At 55.5% G+C, this 22,597-nt stretch carries 43 protein-coding genes and 3 tRNA genes; all 46 read left to right on the top strand.

The annotated features are described in order from the left end of the window. Positions 1-3: 3 nt before the first annotated feature. The 46 genes from TK_RS07685 to TK_RS07465 all read left to right on the top strand — a co-directional run bounded on the left by TK_RS07685 (position 4) and on the right by TK_RS07465 (position 22,591). Positions 4-723, top strand: coding sequence for a 50S ribosomal protein L2 (locus TK_RS07685; RefSeq protein ID WP_011250490.1), 720 nt, complete (start codon positions 4-6; stop codon positions 721-723). A 5-nt stretch (positions 724-728) separates the two neighbouring features. Then, positions 729-1,130 carry a 30S ribosomal protein S19 gene (locus TK_RS07680; RefSeq protein WP_011250489.1) on the top strand — a complete coding sequence of 134 codons (402 nt, stop codon included), beginning with the start codon at positions 729-731 and terminating at the stop codon, positions 1,128-1,130. A gap of 10 nt (positions 1,131-1,140) precedes the next feature. Beyond that, complete coding sequence (gene rplV / locus TK_RS07675) at positions 1,141-1,611, top strand: 50S ribosomal protein L22 (RefSeq protein ID WP_011250488.1); 471 nt, start codon at positions 1,141-1,143, stop codon at positions 1,609-1,611. A 5-nt stretch (positions 1,612-1,616) separates the two neighbouring features. Then, positions 1,617-2,246: a 30S ribosomal protein S3 gene (locus TK_RS07670; RefSeq protein ID WP_011250487.1), complete on the top strand. Its 630-nt coding sequence runs from the start codon at positions 1,617-1,619 to the stop codon at positions 2,244-2,246. Then, positions 2,233-2,433: a 50S ribosomal protein L29 gene (rpmC, locus tag TK_RS07665; protein ID WP_011250486.1), complete on the top strand. Its 201-nt coding sequence runs from the start codon at positions 2,233-2,235 to the stop codon at positions 2,431-2,433. The genes TK_RS07670 and rpmC overlap by 14 nt, the downstream gene beginning before the upstream one ends. A 36-nt stretch (positions 2,434-2,469) precedes the next feature. After that, positions 2,470-2,736 carry a stress response translation initiation inhibitor YciH gene (gene yciH / locus TK_RS07660; protein ID WP_232500643.1) on the top strand — a complete coding sequence of 89 codons (267 nt, stop codon included), beginning with the start codon at positions 2,470-2,472 and terminating at the stop codon, positions 2,734-2,736. After that, positions 2,622-2,999 carry a ribonuclease P protein component 1 gene (locus tag TK_RS07655; protein WP_011250484.1) on the top strand — a complete coding sequence of 126 codons (378 nt, stop codon included), beginning with the start codon at positions 2,622-2,624 and terminating at the stop codon, positions 2,997-2,999. Before yciH ends, TK_RS07655 begins: the two co-directional genes overlap by 115 nt. Beyond that, complete coding sequence (locus TK_RS07650; RefSeq protein ID WP_011250483.1) at positions 2,996-3,340, top strand: 30S ribosomal protein S17; 345 nt, start codon at positions 2,996-2,998, stop codon at positions 3,338-3,340. The genes TK_RS07655 and TK_RS07650 overlap by 4 nt, the downstream gene beginning before the upstream one ends. A 3-nt stretch (positions 3,341-3,343) precedes the next feature. After that, positions 3,344-3,769, top strand: coding sequence for a 50S ribosomal protein L14 (locus TK_RS07645; protein WP_011250482.1), 426 nt, complete (start codon positions 3,344-3,346; stop codon positions 3,767-3,769). 11 nt (positions 3,770-3,780) lie between these two features. Next, entirely contained in the window at positions 3,781-4,146 is a 366-nt protein-coding gene (gene rplX, locus TK_RS07640) for a 50S ribosomal protein L24 (RefSeq protein ID WP_011250481.1), read from the top strand. Beyond that, positions 4,146-4,877 (top strand): 30S ribosomal protein S4e, encoded by a 732-nt coding sequence (locus TK_RS07635; protein WP_011250480.1) that lies wholly within the window; start codon positions 4,146-4,148, stop codon positions 4,875-4,877. Before rplX ends, TK_RS07635 begins: the two co-directional genes overlap by 1 nt. Before the next feature lie 13 nt (positions 4,878-4,890). Then, positions 4,891-5,442, top strand: coding sequence for a 50S ribosomal protein L5 (locus TK_RS07630; RefSeq protein ID WP_011250479.1), 552 nt, complete (start codon positions 4,891-4,893; stop codon positions 5,440-5,442). A gap of 1 nt (position 5,443) precedes the next feature. Further along, entirely contained in the window at positions 5,444-5,614 is a 171-nt protein-coding gene (locus tag TK_RS07625; protein WP_011250478.1) for a 30S ribosomal protein S14, read from the top strand. A gap of 11 nt (positions 5,615-5,625) precedes the next feature. Then, a complete protein-coding gene (locus tag TK_RS07620) occupies positions 5,626-6,018 on the top strand; it encodes a 30S ribosomal protein S8 (RefSeq protein WP_011250477.1) in 393 nt (130 codons plus the stop codon). Positions 6,019-6,028: 10 nt separating this feature from the next. Beyond that, a complete protein-coding gene (locus TK_RS07615; protein ID WP_011250476.1) occupies positions 6,029-6,583 on the top strand; it encodes a 50S ribosomal protein L6 in 555 nt (184 codons plus the stop codon). A gap of 16 nt (positions 6,584-6,599) precedes the next feature. Beyond that, positions 6,600-6,980 (top strand): 50S ribosomal protein L32e, encoded by a 381-nt coding sequence (locus TK_RS07610; RefSeq protein ID WP_011250475.1) that lies wholly within the window; start codon positions 6,600-6,602, stop codon positions 6,978-6,980. A gap of 4 nt (positions 6,981-6,984) precedes the next feature. After that, positions 6,985-7,437: a 50S ribosomal protein L19e gene (locus TK_RS07605; RefSeq protein ID WP_011250474.1), complete on the top strand. Its 453-nt coding sequence runs from the start codon at positions 6,985-6,987 to the stop codon at positions 7,435-7,437. Positions 7,438-7,447: 10 nt separating this feature from the next. Continuing rightward, complete coding sequence (locus tag TK_RS07600) at positions 7,448-8,053, top strand: 50S ribosomal protein L18 (RefSeq protein ID WP_011250473.1); 606 nt, start codon at positions 7,448-7,450, stop codon at positions 8,051-8,053. Further along, positions 8,050-8,757, top strand: coding sequence for a 30S ribosomal protein S5 (gene rpsE, locus TK_RS07595; RefSeq protein WP_011250472.1), 708 nt, complete (start codon positions 8,050-8,052; stop codon positions 8,755-8,757). Before TK_RS07600 ends, rpsE begins: the two co-directional genes overlap by 4 nt. Before the next feature lie 11 nt (positions 8,758-8,768). Next, a complete protein-coding gene (locus TK_RS07590; RefSeq protein WP_011250471.1) occupies positions 8,769-9,236 on the top strand; it encodes a 50S ribosomal protein L30 in 468 nt (155 codons plus the stop codon). 11 nt (positions 9,237-9,247) lie between these two features. Next, a complete protein-coding gene (locus TK_RS07585) occupies positions 9,248-9,694 on the top strand; it encodes a large ribosomal subunit protein uL15 (RefSeq protein WP_011250470.1) in 447 nt (148 codons plus the stop codon). 40 nt (positions 9,695-9,734) lie between these two features. After that, the gene (gene secY / locus TK_RS07580) at positions 9,735-11,183 is read left to right on the top strand and encodes a preprotein translocase subunit SecY (RefSeq protein ID WP_011250469.1); all 1,449 of its coding nucleotides are present in this window, start codon (positions 9,735-9,737) and stop codon (positions 11,181-11,183) included. Between the two features lie 82 nt (positions 11,184-11,265). Continuing rightward, the gene (locus TK_RS07575) at positions 11,266-11,856 is read left to right on the top strand and encodes an adenylate kinase (RefSeq protein WP_011250468.1); all 591 of its coding nucleotides are present in this window, start codon (positions 11,266-11,268) and stop codon (positions 11,854-11,856) included. Beyond that, positions 11,849-12,373, top strand: a complete 525-nt coding sequence (locus TK_RS07570) for an EMC3/TMCO1 family protein (protein ID WP_011250467.1) — start codon at positions 11,849-11,851, stop codon at positions 12,371-12,373. Before TK_RS07575 ends, TK_RS07570 begins: the two co-directional genes overlap by 8 nt. 41 nt (positions 12,374-12,414) lie before the next feature. Further along, complete coding sequence (locus TK_RS07565) at positions 12,415-12,687, top strand: 50S ribosomal protein L34e (RefSeq protein ID WP_011250466.1); 273 nt, start codon at positions 12,415-12,417, stop codon at positions 12,685-12,687. A gap of 11 nt (positions 12,688-12,698) precedes the next feature. Further along, positions 12,699-13,280 (top strand): (d)CMP kinase, encoded by a 582-nt coding sequence (gene cmk / locus TK_RS07560; RefSeq protein WP_011250465.1) that lies wholly within the window; start codon positions 12,699-12,701, stop codon positions 13,278-13,280. Beyond that, positions 13,281-13,532, top strand: coding sequence for a 50S ribosomal protein L14e (locus TK_RS07555; protein ID WP_011250464.1), 252 nt, complete (start codon positions 13,281-13,283; stop codon positions 13,530-13,532). Between the two features lie 107 nt (positions 13,533-13,639). Beyond that, positions 13,640-14,350, top strand: coding sequence for an SDR family NAD(P)-dependent oxidoreductase (locus tag TK_RS07550; RefSeq protein WP_011250463.1), 711 nt, complete (start codon positions 13,640-13,642; stop codon positions 14,348-14,350). A gap of 44 nt (positions 14,351-14,394) precedes the next feature. Further along, complete coding sequence (locus TK_RS07545; protein ID WP_011250462.1) at positions 14,395-14,616, top strand: type II toxin-antitoxin system HicB family antitoxin; 222 nt, start codon at positions 14,395-14,397, stop codon at positions 14,614-14,616. Beyond that, complete coding sequence (locus TK_RS07540; RefSeq protein WP_011250461.1) at positions 14,588-14,827, top strand: type II toxin-antitoxin system HicA family toxin; 240 nt, start codon at positions 14,588-14,590, stop codon at positions 14,825-14,827. The genes TK_RS07545 and TK_RS07540 overlap by 29 nt, the downstream gene beginning before the upstream one ends. A gap of 9 nt (positions 14,828-14,836) precedes the next feature. After that, a complete protein-coding gene (locus tag TK_RS07535; protein ID WP_011250460.1) occupies positions 14,837-15,853 on the top strand; it encodes an RNA-guided pseudouridylation complex pseudouridine synthase subunit Cbf5 in 1,017 nt (338 codons plus the stop codon). Positions 15,854-15,883: 30 nt separating this feature from the next. After that, on the top strand, positions 15,884-16,681 hold the full coding sequence (locus TK_RS07530) for a hypothetical protein (protein WP_011250459.1): 798 nt from the start codon (positions 15,884-15,886) through the stop codon (positions 16,679-16,681). A gap of 40 nt (positions 16,682-16,721) precedes the next feature. Then, positions 16,722-17,309, top strand: a complete 588-nt coding sequence (locus TK_RS11750) for a class I SAM-dependent methyltransferase (protein WP_011250458.1) — start codon at positions 16,722-16,724, stop codon at positions 17,307-17,309. Further along, positions 17,295-17,381 (top strand) — tRNA-Ser (locus tag TK_RS07525). The genes TK_RS11750 and TK_RS07525 overlap by 15 nt, the downstream gene beginning before the upstream one ends. Positions 17,382-17,423: 42 nt before the next feature. Further along, a complete protein-coding gene (locus TK_RS07520) occupies positions 17,424-17,873 on the top strand; it encodes a 30S ribosomal protein S13 (RefSeq protein ID WP_011250457.1) in 450 nt (149 codons plus the stop codon). 10 nt (positions 17,874-17,883) lie between these two features. Next, positions 17,884-18,426 carry a 30S ribosomal protein S4 gene (locus tag TK_RS07515; protein ID WP_011250456.1) on the top strand — a complete coding sequence of 181 codons (543 nt, stop codon included), beginning with the start codon at positions 17,884-17,886 and terminating at the stop codon, positions 18,424-18,426. Beyond that, positions 18,423-18,845: a 30S ribosomal protein S11 gene (locus TK_RS07510; protein ID WP_011250455.1), complete on the top strand. Its 423-nt coding sequence runs from the start codon at positions 18,423-18,425 to the stop codon at positions 18,843-18,845. Before TK_RS07515 ends, TK_RS07510 begins: the two co-directional genes overlap by 4 nt. 30 nt (positions 18,846-18,875) lie before the next feature. Next, positions 18,876-19,655 carry a DNA-directed RNA polymerase subunit D gene (locus TK_RS07505; RefSeq protein WP_011250454.1) on the top strand — a complete coding sequence of 260 codons (780 nt, stop codon included), beginning with the start codon at positions 18,876-18,878 and terminating at the stop codon, positions 19,653-19,655. Between the two features lies 1 nt (position 19,656). Next, positions 19,657-19,744: transfer RNA gene (locus TK_RS07500), tRNA-Leu, on the top strand. Positions 19,745-19,805: 61 nt separating this feature from the next. Continuing rightward, positions 19,806-20,171, top strand: a complete 366-nt coding sequence (locus tag TK_RS07495; protein ID WP_011250453.1) for a 50S ribosomal protein L18e — start codon at positions 19,806-19,808, stop codon at positions 20,169-20,171. 6 nt (positions 20,172-20,177) lie between these two features. Continuing rightward, positions 20,178-20,606, top strand: a complete 429-nt coding sequence (gene rplM / locus TK_RS07490; protein WP_011250452.1) for a 50S ribosomal protein L13 — start codon at positions 20,178-20,180, stop codon at positions 20,604-20,606. Positions 20,607-20,616: 10 nt separating this feature from the next. Then, entirely contained in the window at positions 20,617-21,024 is a 408-nt protein-coding gene (locus TK_RS07485; protein WP_011250451.1) for a 30S ribosomal protein S9, read from the top strand. Between the two features lie 32 nt (positions 21,025-21,056). Beyond that, a complete protein-coding gene (locus TK_RS07480) occupies positions 21,057-21,254 on the top strand; it encodes a DNA-directed RNA polymerase subunit N (protein ID WP_011250450.1) in 198 nt (65 codons plus the stop codon). 17 nt (positions 21,255-21,271) lie between these two features. Then, positions 21,272-21,349, top strand: a tRNA-Pro gene (locus TK_RS07475). Positions 21,350-21,385: 36 nt separating this feature from the next. Beyond that, positions 21,386-21,559 (top strand): DNA-directed RNA polymerase subunit K, encoded by a 174-nt coding sequence (locus TK_RS07470; RefSeq protein ID WP_011250449.1) that lies wholly within the window; start codon positions 21,386-21,388, stop codon positions 21,557-21,559. 6 nt (positions 21,560-21,565) lie between these two features. Then, entirely contained in the window at positions 21,566-22,591 is a 1,026-nt protein-coding gene (locus TK_RS07465) for a hypothetical protein (RefSeq protein ID WP_011250448.1), read from the top strand. Positions 22,592-22,597 lie beyond the last annotated feature (6 nt).

Here is a 22,597-nt window from a genome sequence, read left to right as displayed (position 1 = left end):
GAGATGGGAAAGAGTCTGATCCAGCAGAGGAGAGGTAAGGGAACTACCACATTTAGGGCCCCTTCACACAGGTACAGGGGTGCCGTTAGGTACGTCCCGCTCAACCTCGTCCAGGAGAGGACACTCAGGGGCGTCGTTGAGGAGATACTCCACGACCCGGGCAGAACCGCCCCGGTCGCGAGGGTTAAGTTCGAGGACGGAACCAAGAAGCTCATCATAGCCCCTGAGGGAGTCCTCGTCGGGCAGGAGATTTACATAGGCCCCGAGGCCCCGATAGCAATAGGCAACACCCTCCCGCTCGCCAAGATCCCGGAGGGTACTTACGTTTACGACATCGAGGGAGTTCCGGGCGACGGTGGAAAGTACGTTAGAGCTGGAGGAACCTACGCGCTCGTCGTCAGCAGGGAGAAGGACAAGGTCATAGTCCAGCTCCCGAGCGGTGAGCTCAAGGCCTTCAACCCGATGTGCAGGGCTACCATCGGTGTCGTTGCCGGCGGTGGAAGGCTTGAGAAGCCGATCGTCAAGGCGGGTAAGGCCTACTACATAGCCAAGGCCAGGAACAGGTTCTGGCCGAAGCCGAGGGGTGTCAAGATGAACGCCGTCAACCACCCGCACGGTGGTAAGGAGCACCACATTGGAAGGCCATCAACCGTTTCAAGGCGCGCTCCGCCCGGAAGGAAGGTCGGTCACATAGCCGCGAGAAGAACTGGTAGGAGGAAGTGATGAAGATGGCGAGAAAGAAGGAGTTTAGGTATAGGGGCTACACCCTTGATGAGCTTCTCAACATGTCACTGGAGGAATTCGCAAAGCTCCTCCCGAGCAGGCAGAGGAGGAGCCTCAAGAGGGGCCTTTCACCCGAGCAGAAGAAGCTCCTCAGGAAGATAAGGCTCGCTAAGAAGGGCAAGTACAACAAGCCGATAAGGACCCACAGCAGGGACATGATAGTCCTCCCCGAGATGGTTGGCATGACCATCCACGTCTACAACGGAAAGGAGTTCGTTCCCGTTGAGATCAAGGAGGAGATGATCGGCCACTACCTCGGCGAGTTCGCCATGACGAGGAAGGTCGTCCAGCACGGCTCACCTGGTGTCGGTGCTACAAGGTCCTCGATGTTCGTGGCGGTCAAGTGAGGTGGTTTAGATGAGCAGGGGCAGGTTTTCCTACTCATTCCAAAATTTTGACCCCGAGAGGATGGCGAGGGCCAGCGGAAGGGACCTCAGGATTTCACCCAAGCACAGCGTCGAGCTCCTCAGGGAGATAAGGGGCATGATGCTCAACGACGCTCTCCGCTACCTCGACGACGTCATAGCCAAGAAGAGGCCGGTTCCGATGAAGCGCTTCAACGACAGCCAGGGCCACAAGCCGGGCAAGGGCTTTGGCCCAGGAAGGTACCCGGTCAAGGTCGCCAAGGCAGTCAAGAAGATACTCCTCAACGCCAAGAACAACGCCGAGCAGAAGGGCCTTGATGTTGACAGGCTCAAGATAATCCACGCCGCAGCCCACAGGGGCCCAGTCCTCAGGGGATACATCCCGAGGGCCTTCGGTAGGGCCACACCGTTCAACGAGCAGACCACACACATAGAGATAGTCGTCGAGGAGATTAGGAGGTGAGACCTTTGGCGATCGAGAGGTACTTCATCAAGGAAGGCGTTAAGGAGATGCTCATCGACGAGTTCCTCGAGAAGGAGCTTAGGAGGGCCGGCTACGGCGGCCTCGACATAAAGAAGACTCCCCTCGGAACCAAGGTCACTATCTTCGCCGCCAACCCCGGTTACGTTATCGGAAGGGGTGGCAGGAGGATAAGGGAGCTCACGAGGATCCTTGAGAAGCAGTTCGGCCTTGAGAACCCGCAGATCGAGGTCGAGGAGATCAAGAACCCCTACCTCAACGCCAAGGTTCAGGCCGTCAGGCTCGCCCAGGCCCTTGAGAGGGGCATTCACTTCAGGAGGGCTGCCTACTCTGCCATCAGGGCCATCATGAGGAACGGTGCTCGTGGCGTTGAGATAAGGCTCAGCGGAAAGCTCACCGGTGAGAGGGCCAAGAGCGTCAGGTTCTACCAGGGCTACCTCGCTAAGGTCGGAAACCCGGCCGAGACCCTCGTCAGCAGGGGCTACGCCCAGGCCCAGCTCAAGCTCGGTGTCATCGGTGTTAAGGTCTCCATCATGCCGCCCGACGCCAAGCTTCCGGATGAGATCGAGATTAAGGAGATCGTTGAGGAAGAGGTGAGCGCCAATGAAGCCCAGTGAGATTAGGGAGATGAGCATCGAGGAGATCGACAAGAAGATAAGGGAGCTCCGCCTCGAACTGGCCAAGGAGCGTGGCGTGCTCACCATGGGGGCCTCCATGGAGAACCCCATGGTCATCCGCAACCTCAGGCGCGATATCGCGCGCCTGCTTACCATAAAGAGGGAGAAGCTTAGGGAGAAAAGGTGAGGTTAGGTGCCGAGGATTGTGAACCCTCTGGATGAGATGCTCTTTAAGGAGGTCCTGAAGGAGCAGCAGAGGATAAGGGTCTACGTGGAGAGGGCCCGCTACGGCAAGCTCAAGACCATAATCGAGGGCATAGACGAGAAGGAGTTCGACCTTGAGGACATCGCAAAAAAGCTTAAGGCGAAGCTGGCATGCGGCGGAACGGCAAAGAACGGAAGGATAGAACTGCAGGGAGACCACAGAGACAGGGTCAAGAAGTTGCTGGCAGAGCTTGGATTTTCAGAGGAGCTCATAGAGGTCGAGTGACCCGGAAAAACATAATCTGGCACGAGCTGATAGGCCTTAAAGCAAAGGTTATAAGGGCATCTCATCCAGAGCTGGTCGGCATCGAGGGCTACGTCCTTGATGAGACGAGGAACACTCTCGTCCTGGTGGGAGATAGGGTCTGGGTAGTCCCGAAGGACGTGGTCGAGATCGAGTTTGACCTTGGCAATGAGAAGATCCGTGTCAACGGAAAGGATCTGGTGGGAAGACCCGAGATGAGACTCAAAAAGAGGTGGCGGAAATGAGAGAGATTGGATTGAGGGTTCAGCCTCCCGCTGAGGTTTGTAACGATCCCAAGTGCCCCTGGCACGGGAACCTCAAGATACACGGTAGATACGTTGAGGGTATAGTCGTTAGCGACAAGGGCAAGAAGACGGTCGTCGTCGAGAGGCAGTACTACCACTACCTCAAGAAATACGAGAGATACGAGCTCAGGAAGAGCAAGGTTCACGCCCACAACCCGGAGTGCATCAACGCTAAAGTTGGCGACAAAGTGCTCATAGCCGAGACCAGGCCGATAAGCAAGACCAAGAGCTGGGTCGTCGTGGCCGTCCTCCAGAGGGCCGAGAGGGCTGAGGAGGTGTGATGCATGGCCAAGAAGGGTGCTGGTGCAACCAGGGGTATTAGCCCCGTCAGGCCGACGCGCGCCCTCCCGATAGGTGCCTACCTCAAGGTTGCCGACAACAGCGGTGCCAAGGTCATTCAGATCATAGGCGTCGTTGGATACAAGGGAACCAGGAGGAGGCTCGCGGCCGCTGGCGTTGGCGACATGGTCGTCGCCACCGTTAAGAAGGGAAGGCCCGACATGAGGCACCAGGTCGTCAGGGCTGTCGTTGTCAGGCAGAGGAAGGAGTACAGGAGGCTCGACGGCATGCGCGTTAAGTTCGAGGACAACGCGGCTGCGATAGTCACTCCCGAAGGTGTCCCGAGGGGAACCGAAATCAGGGGTGCAATAGCGAGGGAAGCCGCCGAGAGGTGGGTCAGGCTCGGTAGTATAGCGAGCATAGTGCTGTGAGGTGAGATGAGATGAAGCTTGATATGAAGCAGCCGAGGAAGCAGAGGAAGTTCCTCTACAACGCTCCCCTTCACCTGAGGGGCAAGATAATGAGCGCCCCCCTCAGCAAGGAGCTTAGGGAGAAGTACGGAGTGAGAAACCTGCCCATTAGGGTTGGCGACAAGGTCAAGGTTATGCGCGGTGACTTCAAGGGCGTCGAGGGTAAGGTCGTGGAGGTTGACCTCAGGAGGTACAGGATTCACGTTGAGGGCGTTACCCACAAGAAGACCGACGGTACCGAGGTCTTCTACCCGCTCCACCCCTCGAACGTCATGATTGTTGAGCTCAACCTCGAAGACGAAAAGAGAGAGAAGATAATTGAGAGGAGGGCTGCTTGATGGCGAGGAAGGGTCCGAAGAGGCACCTTAAGAGGCTTGCCGCTCCGACTTCCTGGTACATTCACAGGAAGGCTTACAAGTGGGCCGTCAGGCCCAGTCCGGGTCCGCACAGCATGAAGACTTCCATACCGCTGATCTACATAGTCAGGGACTACCTCGGCTACGCCAAGACCGCCAGGGAAGCCAGGAAGATCCTCAACGAGGGCAAGATCCTCGTTGATGGTAGGGTCAGGAAGGACTACAAGTTCCCCGTTGGAATCATGGACGTCGTCTCAATCCCAGAGACGGGTGAGCACTACAGGGTTCTCCCGAACAGGATAGGCAAGCTTATACTCCACCCGATAAGCGAGGAAGAGGCCAAGCTCAAGCCCTTCAGGATCAACAACAAGAGGATGGTCAAGGGCGCTAAGGTTCAGCTAAACCTCCACGACGGAAGCAACCACCTCGTCAGCCTTGCCGAGAAGGACGCCTACAAGACCTCCTACACGGTCATAATGCAGGTTCCGGAGAGGCAGATAGTCAAGGTGCTCCCGTTCGAGGTCGGTGCCTACGTCTTCGTTACCCAGGGTAAGAACGTTGCCAGAAAGGGTAAGATCGTCGAGGTCAGGCAGTTCCCGATGGGCTGGCCCGACGTCGTTACAATCGAGGACGAGAACGGCGAGCTCTTCGACACCCTGAAGGAGTACGCCTTCGTCATTGGTAAGGACAAGCCTGAGATTTCCCTTCCGTGAGAGGTGAGATGAGATGCAGATCAACAGAGAGGCAATCCTGGCTGACTGGGAAGCTCACCCGATGAGGAAGCCGAGGATAGCCAAGGTCACGATAAACATAGGTGTTGGCGAGAGCGGTGAGAGGCTCACCAAGGCCGAGACCATGCTTGAGCAGCTCGTCGGCCAGAAGCCTATAAGGAGGAGGGCCAAGCAGACCAACAGGGACTTCGGAATCAGGAGGGGCGAGCCGATAGCGGTCAAGGTCACCCTCCGTGGAGAGAAGGCCTACCAGATGCTCGACAGGCTCCTTGAGGCCGTTGACAGAAAGCTCAAAGCGAGCAACTTCGACGAGCACGGAAACTTCTGCTTTGGAATCCAGGAGCACATCAACATACCGGGCGTCGAGTACGACCCCGAGATCGGTATCTTCGGTATGGATGTCTGCGTCACCCTCGAGAGGCCAGGGTTTAGGGTCGCCAAGAGGAAGAGGCAGAGGAGGAAGATACCGACCAAACACAAGCTGACTAAGGAAGAGGGTATAGTCTTCGCTATGGAGGAGCTCAAGGCTAAGGTGGAGGGATTGTGAGATGGCGAAGGCCGATTACAACAAGAGGAAGCCGAGGAAGTTTGGTAAGGGAGCGAGAAGGTGCATGCGCTGCGGCCAGTACGGGCCGATAATCAGGATACACGGCCTTATGCTCTGCAGGCACTGCTTCCGCGAGGTCGCCCCGAAGCTCGGCTTCAAGAAGTATGAGTGAGGTGAGAGAAAATGACTCTGCTTGACCCTCTGGCAAACGCGCTTTCACACATAACGAACAGCGAGAGAGTTGGGAAGAAGGAGGTCTACATCAAGCCCGCCTCGAAGCTCATCGGTGAGGTTCTCAGGGTTATGCTCGAGAACGGCTACATCGGCGAGTTCGAGCTTATCGACGACGGAAGGGCTGGTATATACAGGGTTCAGCTCATAGGTAAGATCAACAAGGCCGGCGCAATAAAGCCGCGCTTCCCGGTCAAGGCCAGGGACTACGAGAAGTGGGAGAAGAGGTTCCTTCCAGCCTTCGAGTTCGGTATCCTCATTGTCTCAACGTCCCAGGGTGTTATGACCCACAAGGAAGCGCTCGAAAAGGGAATCGGCGGCAGGCTGATAGCCTACGTCTACTGAGGTGAGAAAAATGCCGGTGGACGCTTGGATTCGTGAGGAGATTGAGATACCAGAGGGAGTCGAGGTCACCGTCGAGGGTAACACCGTCAAGGTCAAGGGGCCGAAGGGAGAGCTTCAGAGGGAGCTCAAGTACCCCGGCGTTCAAATCTTCACCGAGGACGGTAAGGTCGTCATCTACAAGGAGTTTCCAAGGAAGAAGGACGTCGCCATCGTGAGAACATTCAAGGCCCACATCAACAACATGATCAAGGGCGTTACCGAGGGCTTCAAGTACAGGCTTAAAGTGGTTTACAGCCACTTCCCGATGACCGTTAAGGTTCAGGGCGATGAGGTTGTCATCGAGAACTTCCTCGGTGAGAAGAACCCGAGGAGGGCCAAGATCCTTCCGGGTGTTACCGTCAAGGTCAAGGGAAGCGAGATCGAGGTTGAGGGCATTGACAAAGAAGCCGTCGGTCAGACAGCTGCGAACATCGAGCAGGCCACGAGGATAACCAAGTGGGACAGGCGTGTCTTCCAGGACGGTATCTACATAGTTGAGAAGGCTGGCAAGCCGATAAAGTTCTGATGGTGAGGTGTGAGAGATGAACGAAAAGGCGAGACTCCTGAGGATAAGGGCCAAGCTCAAGAGGAAGAAGCCGAGGTTCCTCCGCCAGGAGTGGTGGAGGTACCCGAAGTTCAAGAACGACCCGAAGTGGAGAAGGCCTAAGGGAATCGACAGCAAGATGAGGCTCAAGAAGAAGGGCAAGCCGCGCTCACCGAGCATCGGATGGAGCTCACCCAAAGCAGTTCGCGGGCTCCACCCGAGCGGCTACGAGGAAGTCCTCGTCCACAACGTCAAGGAGCTTGAGGCCATAGACCCGACCAGGCAGGCCGCCAGGATAGCGGGAACAGTCGGCGCCAGGAAGAGAGAGATGATACTCGCTAGGGCCAAGGAGCTCGGAGTGAAGGTTCTCAACCCGTGAGGTGATGATCATGCTCAAGACCCAGAGGAGAATTGCCGCCGAGCTGTTGAAGTGTGGCGAGAACAGGATATGGATCGACCCGGAGAGGATTGAGGACGTTGCTGCCGCCATAACGAGGGAGGACATAAAGAGGCTCATCCACGACGGCGTCATCAAGAAGAAGCCCATCAAGGGTCAGAGCAGGGCCAGGGCTAGGGCCTTCCAGGAGGCCAGGAAGAAGGGCCGCCACCGCGGTCCGGGAAGCAAGAAGGGCAAGAAGACCGCCAGGATGGGCAAGAAGGAAGTCTGGATGATGACCATAAGGGCCCTCAGAAAGGAGCTCAGGAAGCTCAAGGCCGAGGGCAAGCTCGATGCCCACACCTACAGGAGGCTCTACATCCGTGCCAAGGGCGGCCAGTTCAAGAACAAGAGGCAGCTCTACATGTTCATGCAGGAGCACGGTATTTTGAAGGAGTGAGGTGAGAGAGATGGCACACGGACCGAGGTATAGGGTTCCGTTCAGGAGGAGGAGAGAGGGTAAGACTAACTATCACAAGAGGCTCAAGCTCCTCAAGAGCAAGAAGCCGAGGCTCGTCGTGAGGAAGACCCTCAACCACCACATTGCTCAGATCGTTGTCTACGACCCGAAGGGAGACAAAACGCTCGTTTCAGCTCACACCATGGAGCTCATGAGGGACTTCGGCTGGAAGGGACACGGAGGAAACACTCCCTCAGCTTACCTACTCGGTCTCCTCATCGGCTACAAGGCCAAGCAGGCTGGTATAGAGGAGGCCATCCTCGACATAGGTCTCCACCCGCCGACCAGGGGTTCGAGCATATTCGCGGTCCTCAAGGGTGCGGTTGACGCCGGCTTGAACGTCCCGCACAGCGAGGAGATCTATCCAGAGGACTACAGGATAAACGGCGAGCACATAGCCAACTACGCCAAGGCCCTCAAGGAGGAGGACGAGGCCCTCTACAGGAAGCAGTTCTCTGGATATCTCGTCAAGGGCCTCGAGCCTGAGAAGCTCCCCGAGCACTTTGAAGAGGTTAAGGCCAAGATAATCGAGAAGTTTGAGGGGGCGAGAGAATGAGCGACCCGAGAGAGATAGCCCAGAGGGTTCTTGAGGAGTGGGAACCAAAGACCAAGCTCGGCAGGCTCGTTAAGGAAGGCCAGATCACTGACATTCACGAGATATTTAGGAAGGGCTACCAGATAAAGGAGCCCGAGATCGTTGACGTCCTCCTTCCGGAGGTCAACCTCAGGGAGAACCAGGAAGTACTCGACATAGCCCTCACGGTGAGAATGACCGACAGCGGCAGGAGGATCAGGTTCAGGGTTCTCGCTGCCGTTGGCAACAGGGACGGCTACGTCGGCCTTGGAATCGGCCACGGAAGGGAAGTCGGTATAGCCATCAGGAAGGCCATCAACTACGCCAAGATGAACATCATCGAGATCAAGCGCGGCTGTGGAAGCTGGGAGTGCAGGTGCAGGAGGCCGCACTCAATTCCGTTCGCCGTCGAGGGGAAGGAAGGCAGCGTCCGCGTCAAGCTCATGCCCGGACCGCGTGGCCTCGGCCTCGTTATCGGTGACGTGGGCAAGAAGATACTCACGCTGGCTGGCGTTCAGGACGTCTGGTCACAGACCCTCGGTGAGACTAGAACCACCGTCAACTTCGCGAAGGCAGTGTTCAACGCCCTCTACAACACCAACCGCGTTGCCATCAAGCCCGAGGACATCGAGCGCTACGGTATCGTCGTGGGTAGGGCGATGCCCACGACCTTCGAGGTTGAGTGAGGTGAGAGAAGATGGCAAAGCTTGCGCTCATCAGGCTTAGGAGCGGGATTAGGGCGAGGGGTGAAGTGAGAGACACCCTCGCCATGCTCCGCCTCCACAGGATCAACCACCTTGTCATAGTTGACGACACCCCGAGCTACCGCGGAATGATTCAGAAGGTCAAGGATTACATAACCTGGGGCGAGATCGACAAGGAGACCCTAGCCAAGCTCCTCAGGAAGAGGGGCAGACTCATAGGAAACAAGCCGATAACCGACGAGTACGTCAAGGAGAAGCTCGGAATGACGATCGAGGAGTTCGCCGAGAAGGTCGTCAACGGCGAGATGAAGCTCAGGGATCTGCCGAACATCAAGCCGGTCTTCAGGCTTCACCCGCCGAGGGGCGGCCTTAAGGGCAGCAAGAAGCGCTCCTTCAAGGAGGGCGGAGCACTCGGTTACCGCGGCGAGAAGATAAACGAGCTCATTGAGAGAATGCTCTGAGGTGGCGAGAGATGATTAGGAGGAGGAAGAAGGTTAGGAAGCTCCGCGGAAGTCACACTCACGGATGGGGCTGCAAGAAGAAGCACCGCGGCGGTGGAAGCAAGGGTGGCCGCGGTATGGCGGGCACCGGTAAGAGGAAGGATCAGAAGTGGACTTGGACCATCAAGTACGCCCCGGACAGGCTCGGTAAGAGGGGCTTCCACAGGCCGAAAGCAGTTCAGTACATCCCGAAGGTCATAAACCTCAACGACATAGACGAGAACTTTGAACTGTTCAAGGATGCGGGCATAATATACGAGGAGGACGGAAAGCTCGTCTTCGACGCGACTGCCCTCGGCGTTGACAAGATACTCGGCACAGGTAAGCTCACAAGGGCCCTCGTCGTGAAGGCCTACTACGTTACCCCCAAGGCAGAGGAGAAGATCAAGGCTGCTGGCGGCGAGGTTCTCCTCGCCTGACTGTCTTCTTTAACTTTTAACAATCCCACAGGTGTTGAAGATGGGAGTCCGGGAAGTAGTCTACGCCATCGAACGCTGGTTCCCAGAAGTTGAAAGGCCCAAGAGGCACGTTCCCCTAAAGGAAAAATTCATGTGGACAGGGATTGCCCTGCTGCTCTACTTCGTTCTGGCCGAGATACCCCTCTATGGAATACCCCAGCAGGTTCAGGATTATTTTGCAACACTCCGTTTCGTGCTCGCAGGTAGGAGCGGCTCGCTCCTGACCCTCGGTATCGGTCCAATCGTTACCGCCAGTATAATCATGCAGCTTCTCGTTGGTTCCGAGATAGTTAGGCTTGACCTCTCAAATCCCGAGGACAGGCGCTTTTACCAGGCCACCCAAAGGGTATTCGCCGTGTTCATGAGCTTTTTCGAGGCGTTCATCTATGTATTCGCCGGTGCCTTCGGTAAGGTGAACACCGGAATAGGTGCGTTCCAGACCGTTTCAATCCCCAACGGGCCGATCTACATTGGAATAGGCCTTGCACTCCTCATCGTTCTCCAGCTCGGTCTAGCCTCGACACTGCTCATACTCCTGGACGAGCTGGTGAGCAAGTGGGGCATCGGAAGCGGTATCAGCCTATTCATTGCCGCGGGTGTCTCCCAGACGGTTATCTATAGATCCCTGGCTCCCGTTCAGAGCAACCAGTACATAGACCCACTCACGGGAGAGCCTGCCTTGATTGGTGCGATTCCTGCTTTCATTCAGCACATCCTCAAAGGGGACATAAGCGGCGCAATATACCGTGGTGGAACCCTCCCAGACATCGTAAAGCTGATTGGAACGATAGTGGTCTTCCTCGTGGTCGTCTATCTGGAGAGCATGCGCGTCGAGATACCCCTCAGCTACGGCCGTGTTACTGTCCGCGGCAGGTATCCGATAAGGTTCATGTACGTCAGCAACATTCCGATCATCCTTACTATGGCACTCTACGCCAACATACAGCTCTGGGCTAGGCTCCTCGCCAACTACGGCCACCCAATCCTTGGCCAGTTCGACAGCGCAGGCAATCCAGTCGGTGGTTTCGTCATATACCTCTACCCGCCCAGGGACATCTTCCACGTGATCAACGACCCAGTGAGGGCGCTGGTGTACGCGTTAATGACAATATTCTGGTCGCTGATCTTTGGATTCCTGTGGGTTGAACTCACGGGCCTTGACGCTAGGAGCATTGCAAGGCAGCTCCAGAACGCTGGCCTCCAGATACCCGGTTTCAGGAGGGATCCAAGAATCCTCGAGAGGGTCCTTCAGAGGTACATTCCATACGTGACATTCTGGGGCTCCTTCACCATAGCCCTCGTGGCAGTGCTGGCGGACTTCCTCGGTGCCCTCGGTACTGGAACAGGAATTCTCCTGACGGTAGGTATACTCTACAGGTTCTACGAGGAGATAGCCAGGGAACAGGCCACCGAGATGTTCCCGGCACTCAGGAAGTTCTTCGCCAAGTGACCCTTTCCTTTTTGCAAAACCTTTTAAGCTCGTTTTTCTGTATCCTTTTGGAGTAAATCTTTGAGTCCTCTGGGTGAGAGCCATGCCGTTTGTTGTCGTGATCACGGGTATTCCAGGTGTGGGCAAGAGCACCATAACGAAGCTGGCCCTCAAAAAGACCCGAGCCAAGTTTAGACTCGTCAATTTTGGGGATCTGATGTTCGAAGAGGCCGTCAATATGGGGCTTGTGAAGCACAGGGACGAGATGAGAAAGCTTGACCCCCTGACCCAGAAGGAACTTCAGCTTAAAGTCGCCCAGAGGATTGTTGAGATTGCCAGGAAAGAACCCGTTCTGCTCGATACCCACGCGACTATCCGGACCCCCGCTGGATACCTTCTCGGATTTCCAAGGGAGGTTATAGAAATCCTCAATCCGAACTTTATAGTCATTATTGAGGCTGCCCCGAGTGAAATCCTTGGAAGGCGCCTGCGTGACCTCAAGAGGGATAGGGACGTTGAGACCGAGGAGCAGATAGCGAGGCATCAGGATCTCAACAGGGCCGCGGCCATAGCGTACGCAATGCACTCTAACGCGCTCATCAAAATCATTGAAAACCACGAGGATAAAGGTCTTGAAGAGGCCGTAAACGAGCTCGTTAAAGTACTCGATCTGGCGGTGAGTGAGTATGCTTGAGGGAATATACGCGTTCCTTGACAACCTGTTTGGACCGTTCATAACTGGCTACCATCCCATGTGGGTCATTACGGTAGCTGGGGCAATAATCGGCGGGACTTACACTTTGATCTACTACTTCTTCACGGATATTGAGAAGCAGAGGCACATGCAGAAGCTTGCCAAAGAGCTCCAGAAGGAGATGCGTGAAGCTCAGAAGAGTGGCGACGAAAAGAAGCTTAAAAAAGTTCAAAAGAAGCAGATGGAGCTTATGAAGATGCAGAGTGAGCTTATGCAGCAGCAGATGATCCCAATGTTCCTGACGCTTCCCGTATTTTGGATATTCTTCGCGTGGCTCAGGCGCTGGTACGTCGAGGTTGGAATAGTCAAAGCCCCCTTCAACTTCTTCCTCTTTGACTGGTTCCACAGCTGGCAGCACTCGGCGCTGCCGCCCGACCAGCTCGGATACGTCGGCTGGTACTTCCTGACCAGCTACGCGGTCGGCATGATACTGAGGAAGTTCCTTAATATGGGATAAATTTAAAAACGCTCTGCAAAATGAGGTTGCGAGGTGAGAGTATGAAGCCCATGTACAGGTCAAGGTCATGGAGGAGAAAGTACGTCAGGACTCCCGGTGGAAGGACCGTCATCCACTTCGAGAGAAGGAAGCCGAAGGTTGCCCACTGCGCCATGTGCGGCAGGCCGCTCAACGGCGTCCCGCGCGGCAGGCCGAGCGAGCTCAGGAAGCTCCCGAAGACCAAGAAGAGACCCGAGAGGCCCTACCCGAACCTCTGCCCGAGCTGCATGAGGAAGGTCATGAAGGCCCAGGTTAGGGCTTCAATCACTGCCTGACGTGGTGCGGAATGCCCAAGGGCTGCCTCGTCATAACCGTCAGCGGTCTGGCAGGGTCCGGCACAACGACCCTCTGCAGGAACCTCGCCAAGCACTACGGCTTCAAGCACATCTATGCTGGGCTTATATTCAGGCAGATGGCCAAGGAAATGGGCATGACCCTCGAGGAGTTCCAGAAGTATGTTGAGCTCCACCCAGAGATAGACAGGGAAATTGACAGAAGGCAGATCGAGGCAGCCAAGGAGTGCAATGTCGTTATTGAAGGCCGCCTCGCTGGCTGGATGGTCAAGAATGCTGACCTGAAAATCTGGCTTGACGCTCCGATAATGGAGCGCGCCAAGAGGGTTGCCAAGAGGGAAGGCATCTCCGTTGAGGAGGCATTCGTTAAGATAGCCGAGAGGGAGAAGCAGAACAGGAAAAGGTATTTAAACCTCTACGGAATCGACATCGAGGACAAGTCCATTTATGACTTGATTATTAACACGGCCCACTGGGGCCCCGATGGCGTCTTCGCGATTGTGAAGGCCGCCATCGACCACCTTTCCCCCAGCGGTGACGCGGGGGAGGATGAAAAAGAAAAGGAGGTGGGATGAATGCCAGCTATTGAGGTTGGAAGGATTGCCGTCGTTATCGCCGGAAGGAGGGCTGGACAGAAGGTCGTCGTTGCCGACATAATCGACAAGAACTTCGTCCTCGTTACCGGTGCTGGCCTCAACAAGGTCAAGCGCAGGAGGATGAACGTTAAGCACCTCGAGCCCCTTCCGGAGAGGGTCAACATTCAGCGCGGCGCTTCCGACGAGGAGATCAAGGCCGCCCTCGAGGGGGCTGGAATCAGCCTCGAGTGAGGGGCCTTCCCCTCACAATTCTCATTCTCGGTTCTGGTTCTTTGTTCTGCCTTTTGTATCCCAAGATTTTATAGCCCTGTTCTGGGCATAAACTTTGGTGAGAGGTTATGAAGACTGCCCTAATTACTGGCGCCACCGGCGGCATTGGGAGGGCACTGTCAGAGAGGCTTGTTAGGCAGGGCTACCACGTAATCTGTGTTGCGAGGAGAGAGGATAAGCTCAGGGAGCTATCCAAGGCCCTGAAAAGCTTTGATTACATAGCTGCTGACCTTTCCGACACGGAAGCTCCGGCCAAAATCAGGGATGCTTTAGCTAGTATGGGAATAAGAAAGCTCGACCTGCTCATAAACAACGCTGGCTACGCCATCAGAAAGCCCCTCCTGGAGCATTCCAGTGAAGAGCTTGAGAACATATTCAGAGTAAACGTCTTTGCTCCCATCTGGCTTACGAAGGAGCTCCTCCCGTTTCTCGGGAAGGGCTCAAAGGTCGTCTTTGTAATAAGCGGCGTTGCCTTTGTCAATGTCCCTGAGATCCCCTCATACTGCGCCACCAAAGGTGCGCTCCACTATCTCACGATAAACTTAGAGAAGGAGCTGGCGGAGCTGGGAATAAGCACGATTAGAGTCTATCCCAAGCAGGTGAAGAGCGAGTTCTGGAAGGGTAAGATTCCCAGGGGGTCAATCGAACCTGAGCGGGTAGCCGATGCGGTGCTTAACGGCATTAAAAAGAACAAGCGTGAGGTCTTTGTGCCCGGCTACCTGAAGCTCGTTAAATACCTGCCCAACTGGCCCGTCTTTACATACCGCTTCAGATATTAGGTGGATTTATAAAGAGGGCTACAGTAGAGAAAACGGTGGGGAGCATGAACCTTCATGCCGTTATCTGGGAGGAAGAGGGAGTTTACGTCGTCAAGGAAGTGTTCACGGGGGTAACTACTCAGGGCGAGACGATAGAGGAGGCACTTGAGAACCTCAGGGAGGCGGTGGAGCTTTACCTGGAAGAGTTCCCCGAGCTCAAAGAGGAACTTGGGAAGATAAAGTTCGTGGGCGATTTCAATGTCGAGATTGCCAAGGCTCTCGGGTGAAGAGGTCGTCAAAGTACTGACATCTAAGTTCGGCTTTAAGGTCTCGCGTCAGAGGGGCAGTCATGTCGTTTTAGTTAAATATGAAAACGGGAGAAAAATTGGTACCGTGGTTCCGCTTCACAAGGAGCTGAAGCCCGGAACTTTGCTCGGAGTGCTTCATCTTGCTGGAATTTCAAAGGATGAATTTGTTGGGGCTCTTAAAGATCTGTAGGTGATGATCATGGCGAGGGACGAAGTGAGGAGGATCCTTCCCGCTGACATCAAGAGGGAAGTGGTTGTGAAGGACGAGAAGGCCGAGACGAATCCGAAGTGGGGCTTTCCGCCGGAGAAACGGCCAATCGAGATGCACATCCAGTTCGGCATAATCAACCTCGACAAGCCGCCCGGGCCGACGAGCCACGAGGTCGTCGCCTGGGTCAAGAGGATACTGAACCTTAACAAGGCAGGACACGGTGGAACGCTAGATCCGAAGGTCAGTGGAGTCCTTCCGGTTGCCCTGGAGAGAGCAACAAGGGTTGTGCAGGCCCTTCTGCCAGCTGGAAAGGAGTACGTGGCTTTAATGCACCTCCACGGCGACGTTCCCGAGGACAAAATACTCGCCGTTATGAGGGAGTTCCAGGGGGAGATAATCCAGAGGCCGCCCCTGAGGAGTGCCGTCAAGAGACGCCTTAGGACGAGGAAGGTCTACTACATAGACGTGCTGGAGATAGAAGGTAGGGACGTTCTCTTCAGGGTTGGAGTCGAGGCCGGAACCTACATCCGTTCGCTCATCCACCACATTGGCCTTGCCCTTGGGGTCGGCGCCCACATGGCCGAACTTAGAAGGACCAGAAGTGGCCCCTTCAAGGAGGATGAGACCCTCGTGACCCTCCATGACCTTGTGGACTACTACCACTTCTGGAAGGAGGACGGGGTTGAGGAGTACTTCAGGAAGGCAATCCAGCCGATGGAGAAGGCAGTGGAACATCTGCCCAAGGTCTGGATAAGGGACTCCGCAGTTGCCGCTGTTACTCACGGCGCTGATTTAGCAGTTCCCGGCGTAGTCAAGCTCCACAAGGGCATAAAGAAGGGAGACCTCGTCGCAATAATGACCCTCAAGGACGAGCTTGTTGCACTGGGCAAAGCCATGATGACAACCGGGGAGATGCTCCAGAAGAGCAAGGGCATAGCGGTCGATGTGGACAAAGTCTTCATGCCAAGGGACTGGTATCCCAAGCTGTGGAAGGAGAAAGAGTGATTTCTCTTTCCCTTCTTTGGGGTGCTTTTCATGGAGGGGAGGAAGGGCCTCAAGCTGATAATTGAGACCGTTGTTGGTATGATTTCCATATTAATGGCCCTCCTCTTTTTGGGGGCCCGCAGTGGTGGCGAAACCATAGATGCTGGACTGCTCGTGACGATGTTTGCACTTCTCCCGCTCTTCGGAGTTTCTGCTCTCTTTTTCATCGGCCGCCATCTTGAGAAGCACGGATATCGGAGGGAAGACTTTAAGCGGCTCCACGTAATCCTCGAGGAGAACTGGGGCAGGGACAGGTTTGTGAAGGATGTACAGGAAATAATTGGTCATCACATAATCGTTTGGTATCTGCTCGGCATGGCCCTCTTTTTAACCGGAAACGTTGTGGGGGCGGCAATTTCCGTGGTCGCCATGTTTCTGGAAATTTTTTCGTTTATCCCTATCTTCCTCCTCATGGTGCAGTGGATATTAGACATTCCCCTCACTTTGTATGCTCTCGCCTCTGGGAAGGAATGGACGGTAACATCGGCTAGGGACCTCGGCCTGTGGATTATAAAGACCTCCCTTTTCGGTGCCGGTTTGCTGGTTGGTGTCTATCTCCTGGGACACACTGTAGGGGGCTCTTCTCTTGAGATGGTCGATGAACTTTTGAGGTTGGGCAGAAGTGAGCATCTCGTCAAAAACCTTCTCCTATTGTCCGCTCAGAGTGTTGCCTTCGGTGCCGCTGAAGCCTACGTATTCCCGAAGCACAAAAAGCTTGGCTTCCTTGTCCTCCTTGTCGTTGGAGCAGTAGGTGTGGCTGTTGTGTGGGACATAATACGGGGATTTTAGGCTCCTTCACCTTTATAAACCCCTTATCGAATCCCCGACCATGAGCCACTACTACTCAGAAGAGCCGAGCACTCCGCTGAAGACGAAGACTATCGAAGTCTGCGTTAGAGGGCACTGTTTCAAGTTCATCACAGCGAGCGGGGTTTTCTCCTTCGGCAGGCTCGACAGGGGAACGGAACTCCTCATCGAGAGCATGGTTCTTCAGCCAGGGTGGAGGGTCCTTGACCTCGGCTGTGGATACGGTCCCATAGGCATCGTTGCCTCTCGCTTTGTGGATTATGTCGTCATGACTGATGTAAACCGCAGGGCGGTCAGCATAGCAAAGAAAAACTTAAAAATCAACGGCGTTAGGAACGCAGAGGTTCGCTGGGGGAGTCTCTACGAACCGGTCGCTGGAGAAAAGTTCGACTCCATAATCACGAACCCCCCTGTGCACGCAGGGAAGGAAGTCCTGAGGGAAATAGTTATAAACGCTCCACGGCATCTGAACGATGGTGGCTACCTCCAGCTGGTCATCAAGACCAAGCAGGGGGCAAAGTATATTAAGTCCCTCATGGATGAGACTTTCACCGAAGTGAGAGAGCTCGCGAAGGGGAGCGGCTATCGGGTGTATGCCGGGATCGCCTAGCCTGGGATGGCGCGGGCCTTGAGAGCCCGTGGCCGTATGGCCACCGGGGTTCAAATCCCCGTCCCGGCGCCAAAATCCCTTATCGTTTCAAAGGGATGTGGAGGTGTATTCGTAATGACCGAGAACTTTAGGCACATCGTCCGTGTTGCGGGAGTGGATATAGACGGACATAAGCAGGTTAGGTGGGCCCTTACGGGCATAAAGGGCATCGGCATAAACTTCGCAACAATGGTGCTCAGGGTTGCAGGAATAGACCCGTTCATGAAGGCAGGTTACCTCACCGACGAGCAGGTGAAGAAGATCGAGGAGATACTCGCTGACCCGGTCGCCCACGGAATACCCGCTTGGGCCGTAAACAGGCCGAAGGACTACGAGACTGGCAAGGACATGCACCTCATCACTGCCAAGCTCGTTATGGCCTGGCGTGAGGATGTCAACAGGCTCAGGAGGATCAGGGCTTACCGCGGTATAAGGCACGAGCTCGGTCTCCCTGTCAGGGGACAGAGGACCAGGTCCAACTTCAGGCACGGTACAACCGTCGGTGTGAGCAGAAGGAAGAAGTGAGGTGGTGTAAATGGGAGACCCGAAGAGGCAGAGGAAGAAGTACGAAACTCCCTCTCACCCGTGGATTAAGGAGAGGCTTGACCGCGAGAGGGTTCTGAAGAGGAACTACGCCCTCAAGAACAAGAAGGAGCTCTGGCGCCACGAGACCCAGCTCAAGGAGTTCAGGCGTAGGGCTAGAAGGCTCCTTGCGGCCCGTGGCAAGCAGGCCGAAATCGAGAGGCAGCAGCTCCTCCAGAGGCTCTACAGGCTTGGCCTCCTTCCGGCCGATGCAGTCCTCGATGACGTTCTCTCGCTCACCGTTGAGGACGTCCTTGAGAGGAGGCTTCAGACCATCGTCTACAGGAAGGGCCTCGCCAGGACTATGAAGCAGGCTAGGCAGCTCATCGTTCACGGCCACATCGAGGTTAACGGTCAGGTCATCCGCTCTCCTGGCTACCTCGTCCTCCGCGAGGAGGAGGACACGATAACCTACGCCAAGGGCTCACCCTTCGCCAAGGAGGGCCACCCCGAGAGGATGGTTATCGAACAGGCTAAGCAGGGTGGTGAGGCATGAGCGAGGAGCAGACCACTCAGGTTAACATAAAGAAGAAGGAGAAGTGGGGTGTCGCCCACATCTACTCCTCATACAACAACACCATCATCCACATCACGGACCTCACCGGGGCCGAGACCATCTCCAGGTGGAGCGGTGGTATGGTCGTCAAGGCCGACAGGGACGAGCCCTCACCGTATGCTGCTATGATAGCCGCGAGAAGGGCCGCCGAAGAGGCTATGGAGAAGGGCATCACCGGCGTCCACATCAAGGTCCGCGCCCCTGGAGGAAGCAAGAGCAAGAGCCCGGGACCAGGTGCTCAGGCAGCCATTAGGGCCCTCTCCAGGGCCGGCCTTAGGATTGGAAGGGTTGAGGACGTCACCCCGATCCCGCACGACGGTACCAGGCCGAAGGGCGGGAGAAGGGGCAGGCGCGTCTGATCCCCTACAACTTCTTTTTTGGTGATGCCAATGGTAGAGTTCAAGATTCTTGAGAAGAGGCCCGACTCAATAAAGTTCATCGTCAGCGGCGTTGATGTACCGTTCGCGAACGCCCTTAGAAGGACTATTCTCTCGGAAGTCCCAACCTTTGCCGTTGATGAGGTCGAGTTCCTAGAGAACGATTCTGCACTTTTCGACGAGATAATAGCGCACAGGCTTGCCATGATACCGCTCACGACTCCTCATGAGAGGTTCTCGCTCGATGCCCTTGAGCTTGATGACTACACGGTTACCCTCTCGCTTGAGGCTGAGGGCCCTGGCATGGTGTACTCGGGCGACCTCAAGAGTAGCGATGGAGATGTAAAGCCCGCCAACCCGAACATCCCCATAGTAAAGCTCGCAGAAGGACAAAGGCTAACGTTCAACGCTTATGCGAGGCTCGGCCGCGGAAAGGATCACGCCAAGTGGCAACCGGGCTTCGTTTACTACAAGTACCTGACCAAGATACACGTCAGCAAAGACGTTCCCGACTGGGAGGAGCTCAAAGAGCTCGCTGAGAGGCGTGGACTCCCCGTCGAGGAGAGTGATGAGGAGATAGTCATAACCACGATAAAGGCCTTTTACCTTCCCAGGAAGTTCGAGGAGCACATGGGTAAGGGGATCAGAGAGGAGATAGTGCCCGGTTCATTCGTGTTTACCGTCGAAACGAATGGTGAACTTCCCGTTGAGGAAATCGTGAGCATAGCGCTCAAAATACTCATGAGGAAGAGCGATAGATTTATAAACGAGCTCCATAAATTAGCCGACTGACGCGGGGGTAGCCGAGCCTGGCCAAAGGCGCGGGATTCAGGGTCCCGTCCCGCAGGGGTTCCGGGGTTCAAATCCCCGCCCCCGCACCATAATTACGCTCACCCCGTCCGACTGTCGGTTTCCCTGCGAGAGCTTTGAGGAGGTATGTTCATGGTTAAGAGAACTGGACCGACCGATATTAACCTGAGAAGGCTCATCCGCACCCTCAGGAAAAAGTCAAACGAGGAAGGAGTCAAGATATGGAAGGACATCGCCTGGCGCCTTGAGAGGCCCAGGAGGCAGAGGGCTGAGGTGAACATCAGCAAGATCAACCGCTATACCAAGGAGGGCGACGTTGTTATCGTCCCGGGAAGCGTCCTCGGTGCAGGAAGGCTTGAGCACAAGGTCGTCGTTGCAGCTTGGAAGTTCAGCGAGGCAGCCAGGAGGAAGATAATCGAGGCCGGTGGAGAGGCCATAAGCATTGAGGAGCTTATGGAGAGAAACCCGAAGGGTAGTGGAGTAATCATAATGGAGTGATGGGCCATGAGGATAATTAACGCTGAAGGACTCATACTCGGAAGGCTCGCCTCGAAGGTCGCCAAGATGCTCCTCGAGGGCGAGGAGGTAGTCATCGTCAACGCCGAAAAGGCCATCATCACCGGCAACAGGGAGGACATCTTCGCCAAGTACAAGCAGAGGACCGAGCTCAGAACCAGGACCAACCCGAGGAGGGGCCCGTTCTATCCGAAGAGGAGCGACGAGATCGTCAGGAGAACTGTTAGGGGCATGCTCCCCTGGAAGACCGACCGCGGAAGGAAGGCCTTCAAGAGGCTCAAGGTCTACGTCGGAGTTCCCAAGGAGTTCGAGGGCAAGGAGTTCGAGACCATAAGCGAGGCCCACATGTCGAGGCTTGCCACTCCGAAGTACGTTACCGTTGGAGAGGTCGCGAAGTTCCTCGGTGGAAAGTTCTGAGGTGAGAAAGATGAGGGTCATCCAGACTGCTGGTAAGAGGAAGACGGCCGTTGCGAGGGCCACCATAAGGGAAGGAAAGGGCCGCGTCAGGATCAACCACAAGCCCGTCGAGATCATCGAGCCGGAGATAGCGCGCTTCACCATCATGGAGCCGCTCATCCTTGCAGGTGAAGAGATCGTCAGCAGGGTTGACATAGACGTCAAGGTTGAGGGCGGAGGCTTCATGGGCCAGGCTGAGGCAGCTAGAGTTGCCATAGCCAGGGCCCTCGTTGAGTGGACCAACGACATGAACCTGAAGGAAAAGTTTATGAAGTACGACAGGACAATGCTCGTCGGCGACAGCAGGAGAACCGAGCCTCACAAGCCCAACCGCTCAACCAAGGGTCCGAGGGCCAAGAGGCAGAAGTCATACCGCTGATGCCTTTCCTTTAACCCTTTGAGGTGTGAAAAATGATAGTCCCCGTCAGGTGCTTCACCTGCGGAAAGGTGCTCGCAGACAAGTACTACGAGTTCAAGAAGAGGGTTGAGGCCGGGGAAGACCCGGGTAAGGTCCTCGACGACCTCGGCGTTGAGAGGTACTGCTGCAGGAGAACCTTGCTGAGCCACGTAGAGCTGATCGACCAGGTAATGGTTTATAAAGTCTACTAAAAACCGCATTTCTGGGCGGGGCCGTGGGGTAGCTTGGTCTATCCTCCCGGCTTGGGGTGCCGGAGACCCGGGTTCAAATCCCGGCGGCCCCACCAAAATTTGATCTGTGCACAGGAAGTGGGGTGGTAGTCGTGTTTAGGTACACCCGCTTTGAAAAGGCCCGCATCATTGGAGCCAGGGCTCTCCAGATAGCGATGGGAGCCCCGGTGCTAATCGATGTACCCGAGGGAATTACTCCCCTTCAGGCGGCTCTCCTCGAGTTCGAGAAGGGTGTGATACCGATCACCGTAATAAGGCCGAGCTGATGAGAGATGACGGTGATAGAGAACATAGTCGGCAGGGTAACAGTACTCAGGGGCGGCAGGTATTCGGTTGAGGTTGACGTTATAACTAGCTCGGGTTTTGGCAGGTTCGCCGCCCCGGTAGACGAGAATCCTGACCTCTACATAGCGGAAGCCCACAGGGCCGTCAGTGAGGTTGACGAGATAATAGGGCCAGAGCTTATCGGGTTTGACGCAACGGAGCAGGAGCTTATAGACAGCTATCTGTGGGAGATAGACGGCACCGAGGACTTCAGCCACATCGGTGCAAACACGGCCTTAGCCGTATCGGTTGCCACGGCAAAGGCAGCAGCCAGCGAGAAGAACCTTCCGCTCTACACTTACCTTGGCGGGACGTTCACCACCGAACTCCCAGTCCCGATACTTGAGTTCGCGAGCGACAGTGAGTTTGACTACTACGTAATGGTGCGCGACCTGATGGAGATAACCGATGTTGTTGATGCCGTAAACGGCGTGCTCTCCAACCTCAAAGAGGCGACTGTTGAAGGATACTCGGAGGCGACAGAAAAAGCCAGCAGTGAACTCGGTCTCGATGTCGCCCTGGGACTCGCCCAGAAGGCTCCCATGGACATGGAAAAACTGCTGACCCTCGTTGAAGACAACAACGTGGCTTATCTAAAGCCAATGGGTGATGAGGAGCTCTTCCTTGAGCTTATTGCCGGAACTCACGGGGTTTTTATAGATGGGGAGTACCTGTTCCGCCAGAAGGACATACTAGACAGGCGCTATTACAACGCCCTGTCCATAAAGCCGATAAATCTGGGCACGCTCACCGACTTATACAACCTTATTAACGACGCAAAGTCGGAGAGGATTGTTCCAATCCTCGCGGAGGCTCGTTTTGAGTCCTCCGACGAGGCGCTCGCCCACATGGCCGTGGGCTTTAGGTGTCCGGCGGTGGTGCTCCGCAAGGACTCCATCGCCAAGCTCAACGAGCTGATAAGGATAGCCGAAGACCTTGGTGAAAGGGGTAGGGTGATAACGTTTGAAGGATGAGGAGGT

It is taken from the genome of Thermococcus kodakarensis KOD1 (genome assembly GCF_000009965.1).
In the GTDB taxonomy this organism is placed as follows: Archaea; Methanobacteriota_B; Thermococci; order Thermococcales; family Thermococcaceae; genus Thermococcus; species Thermococcus kodakarensis.
Note: the sequence above shows the minus strand (reverse complement) of the source record. Positions and strands in the feature narration are given on the sequence as shown.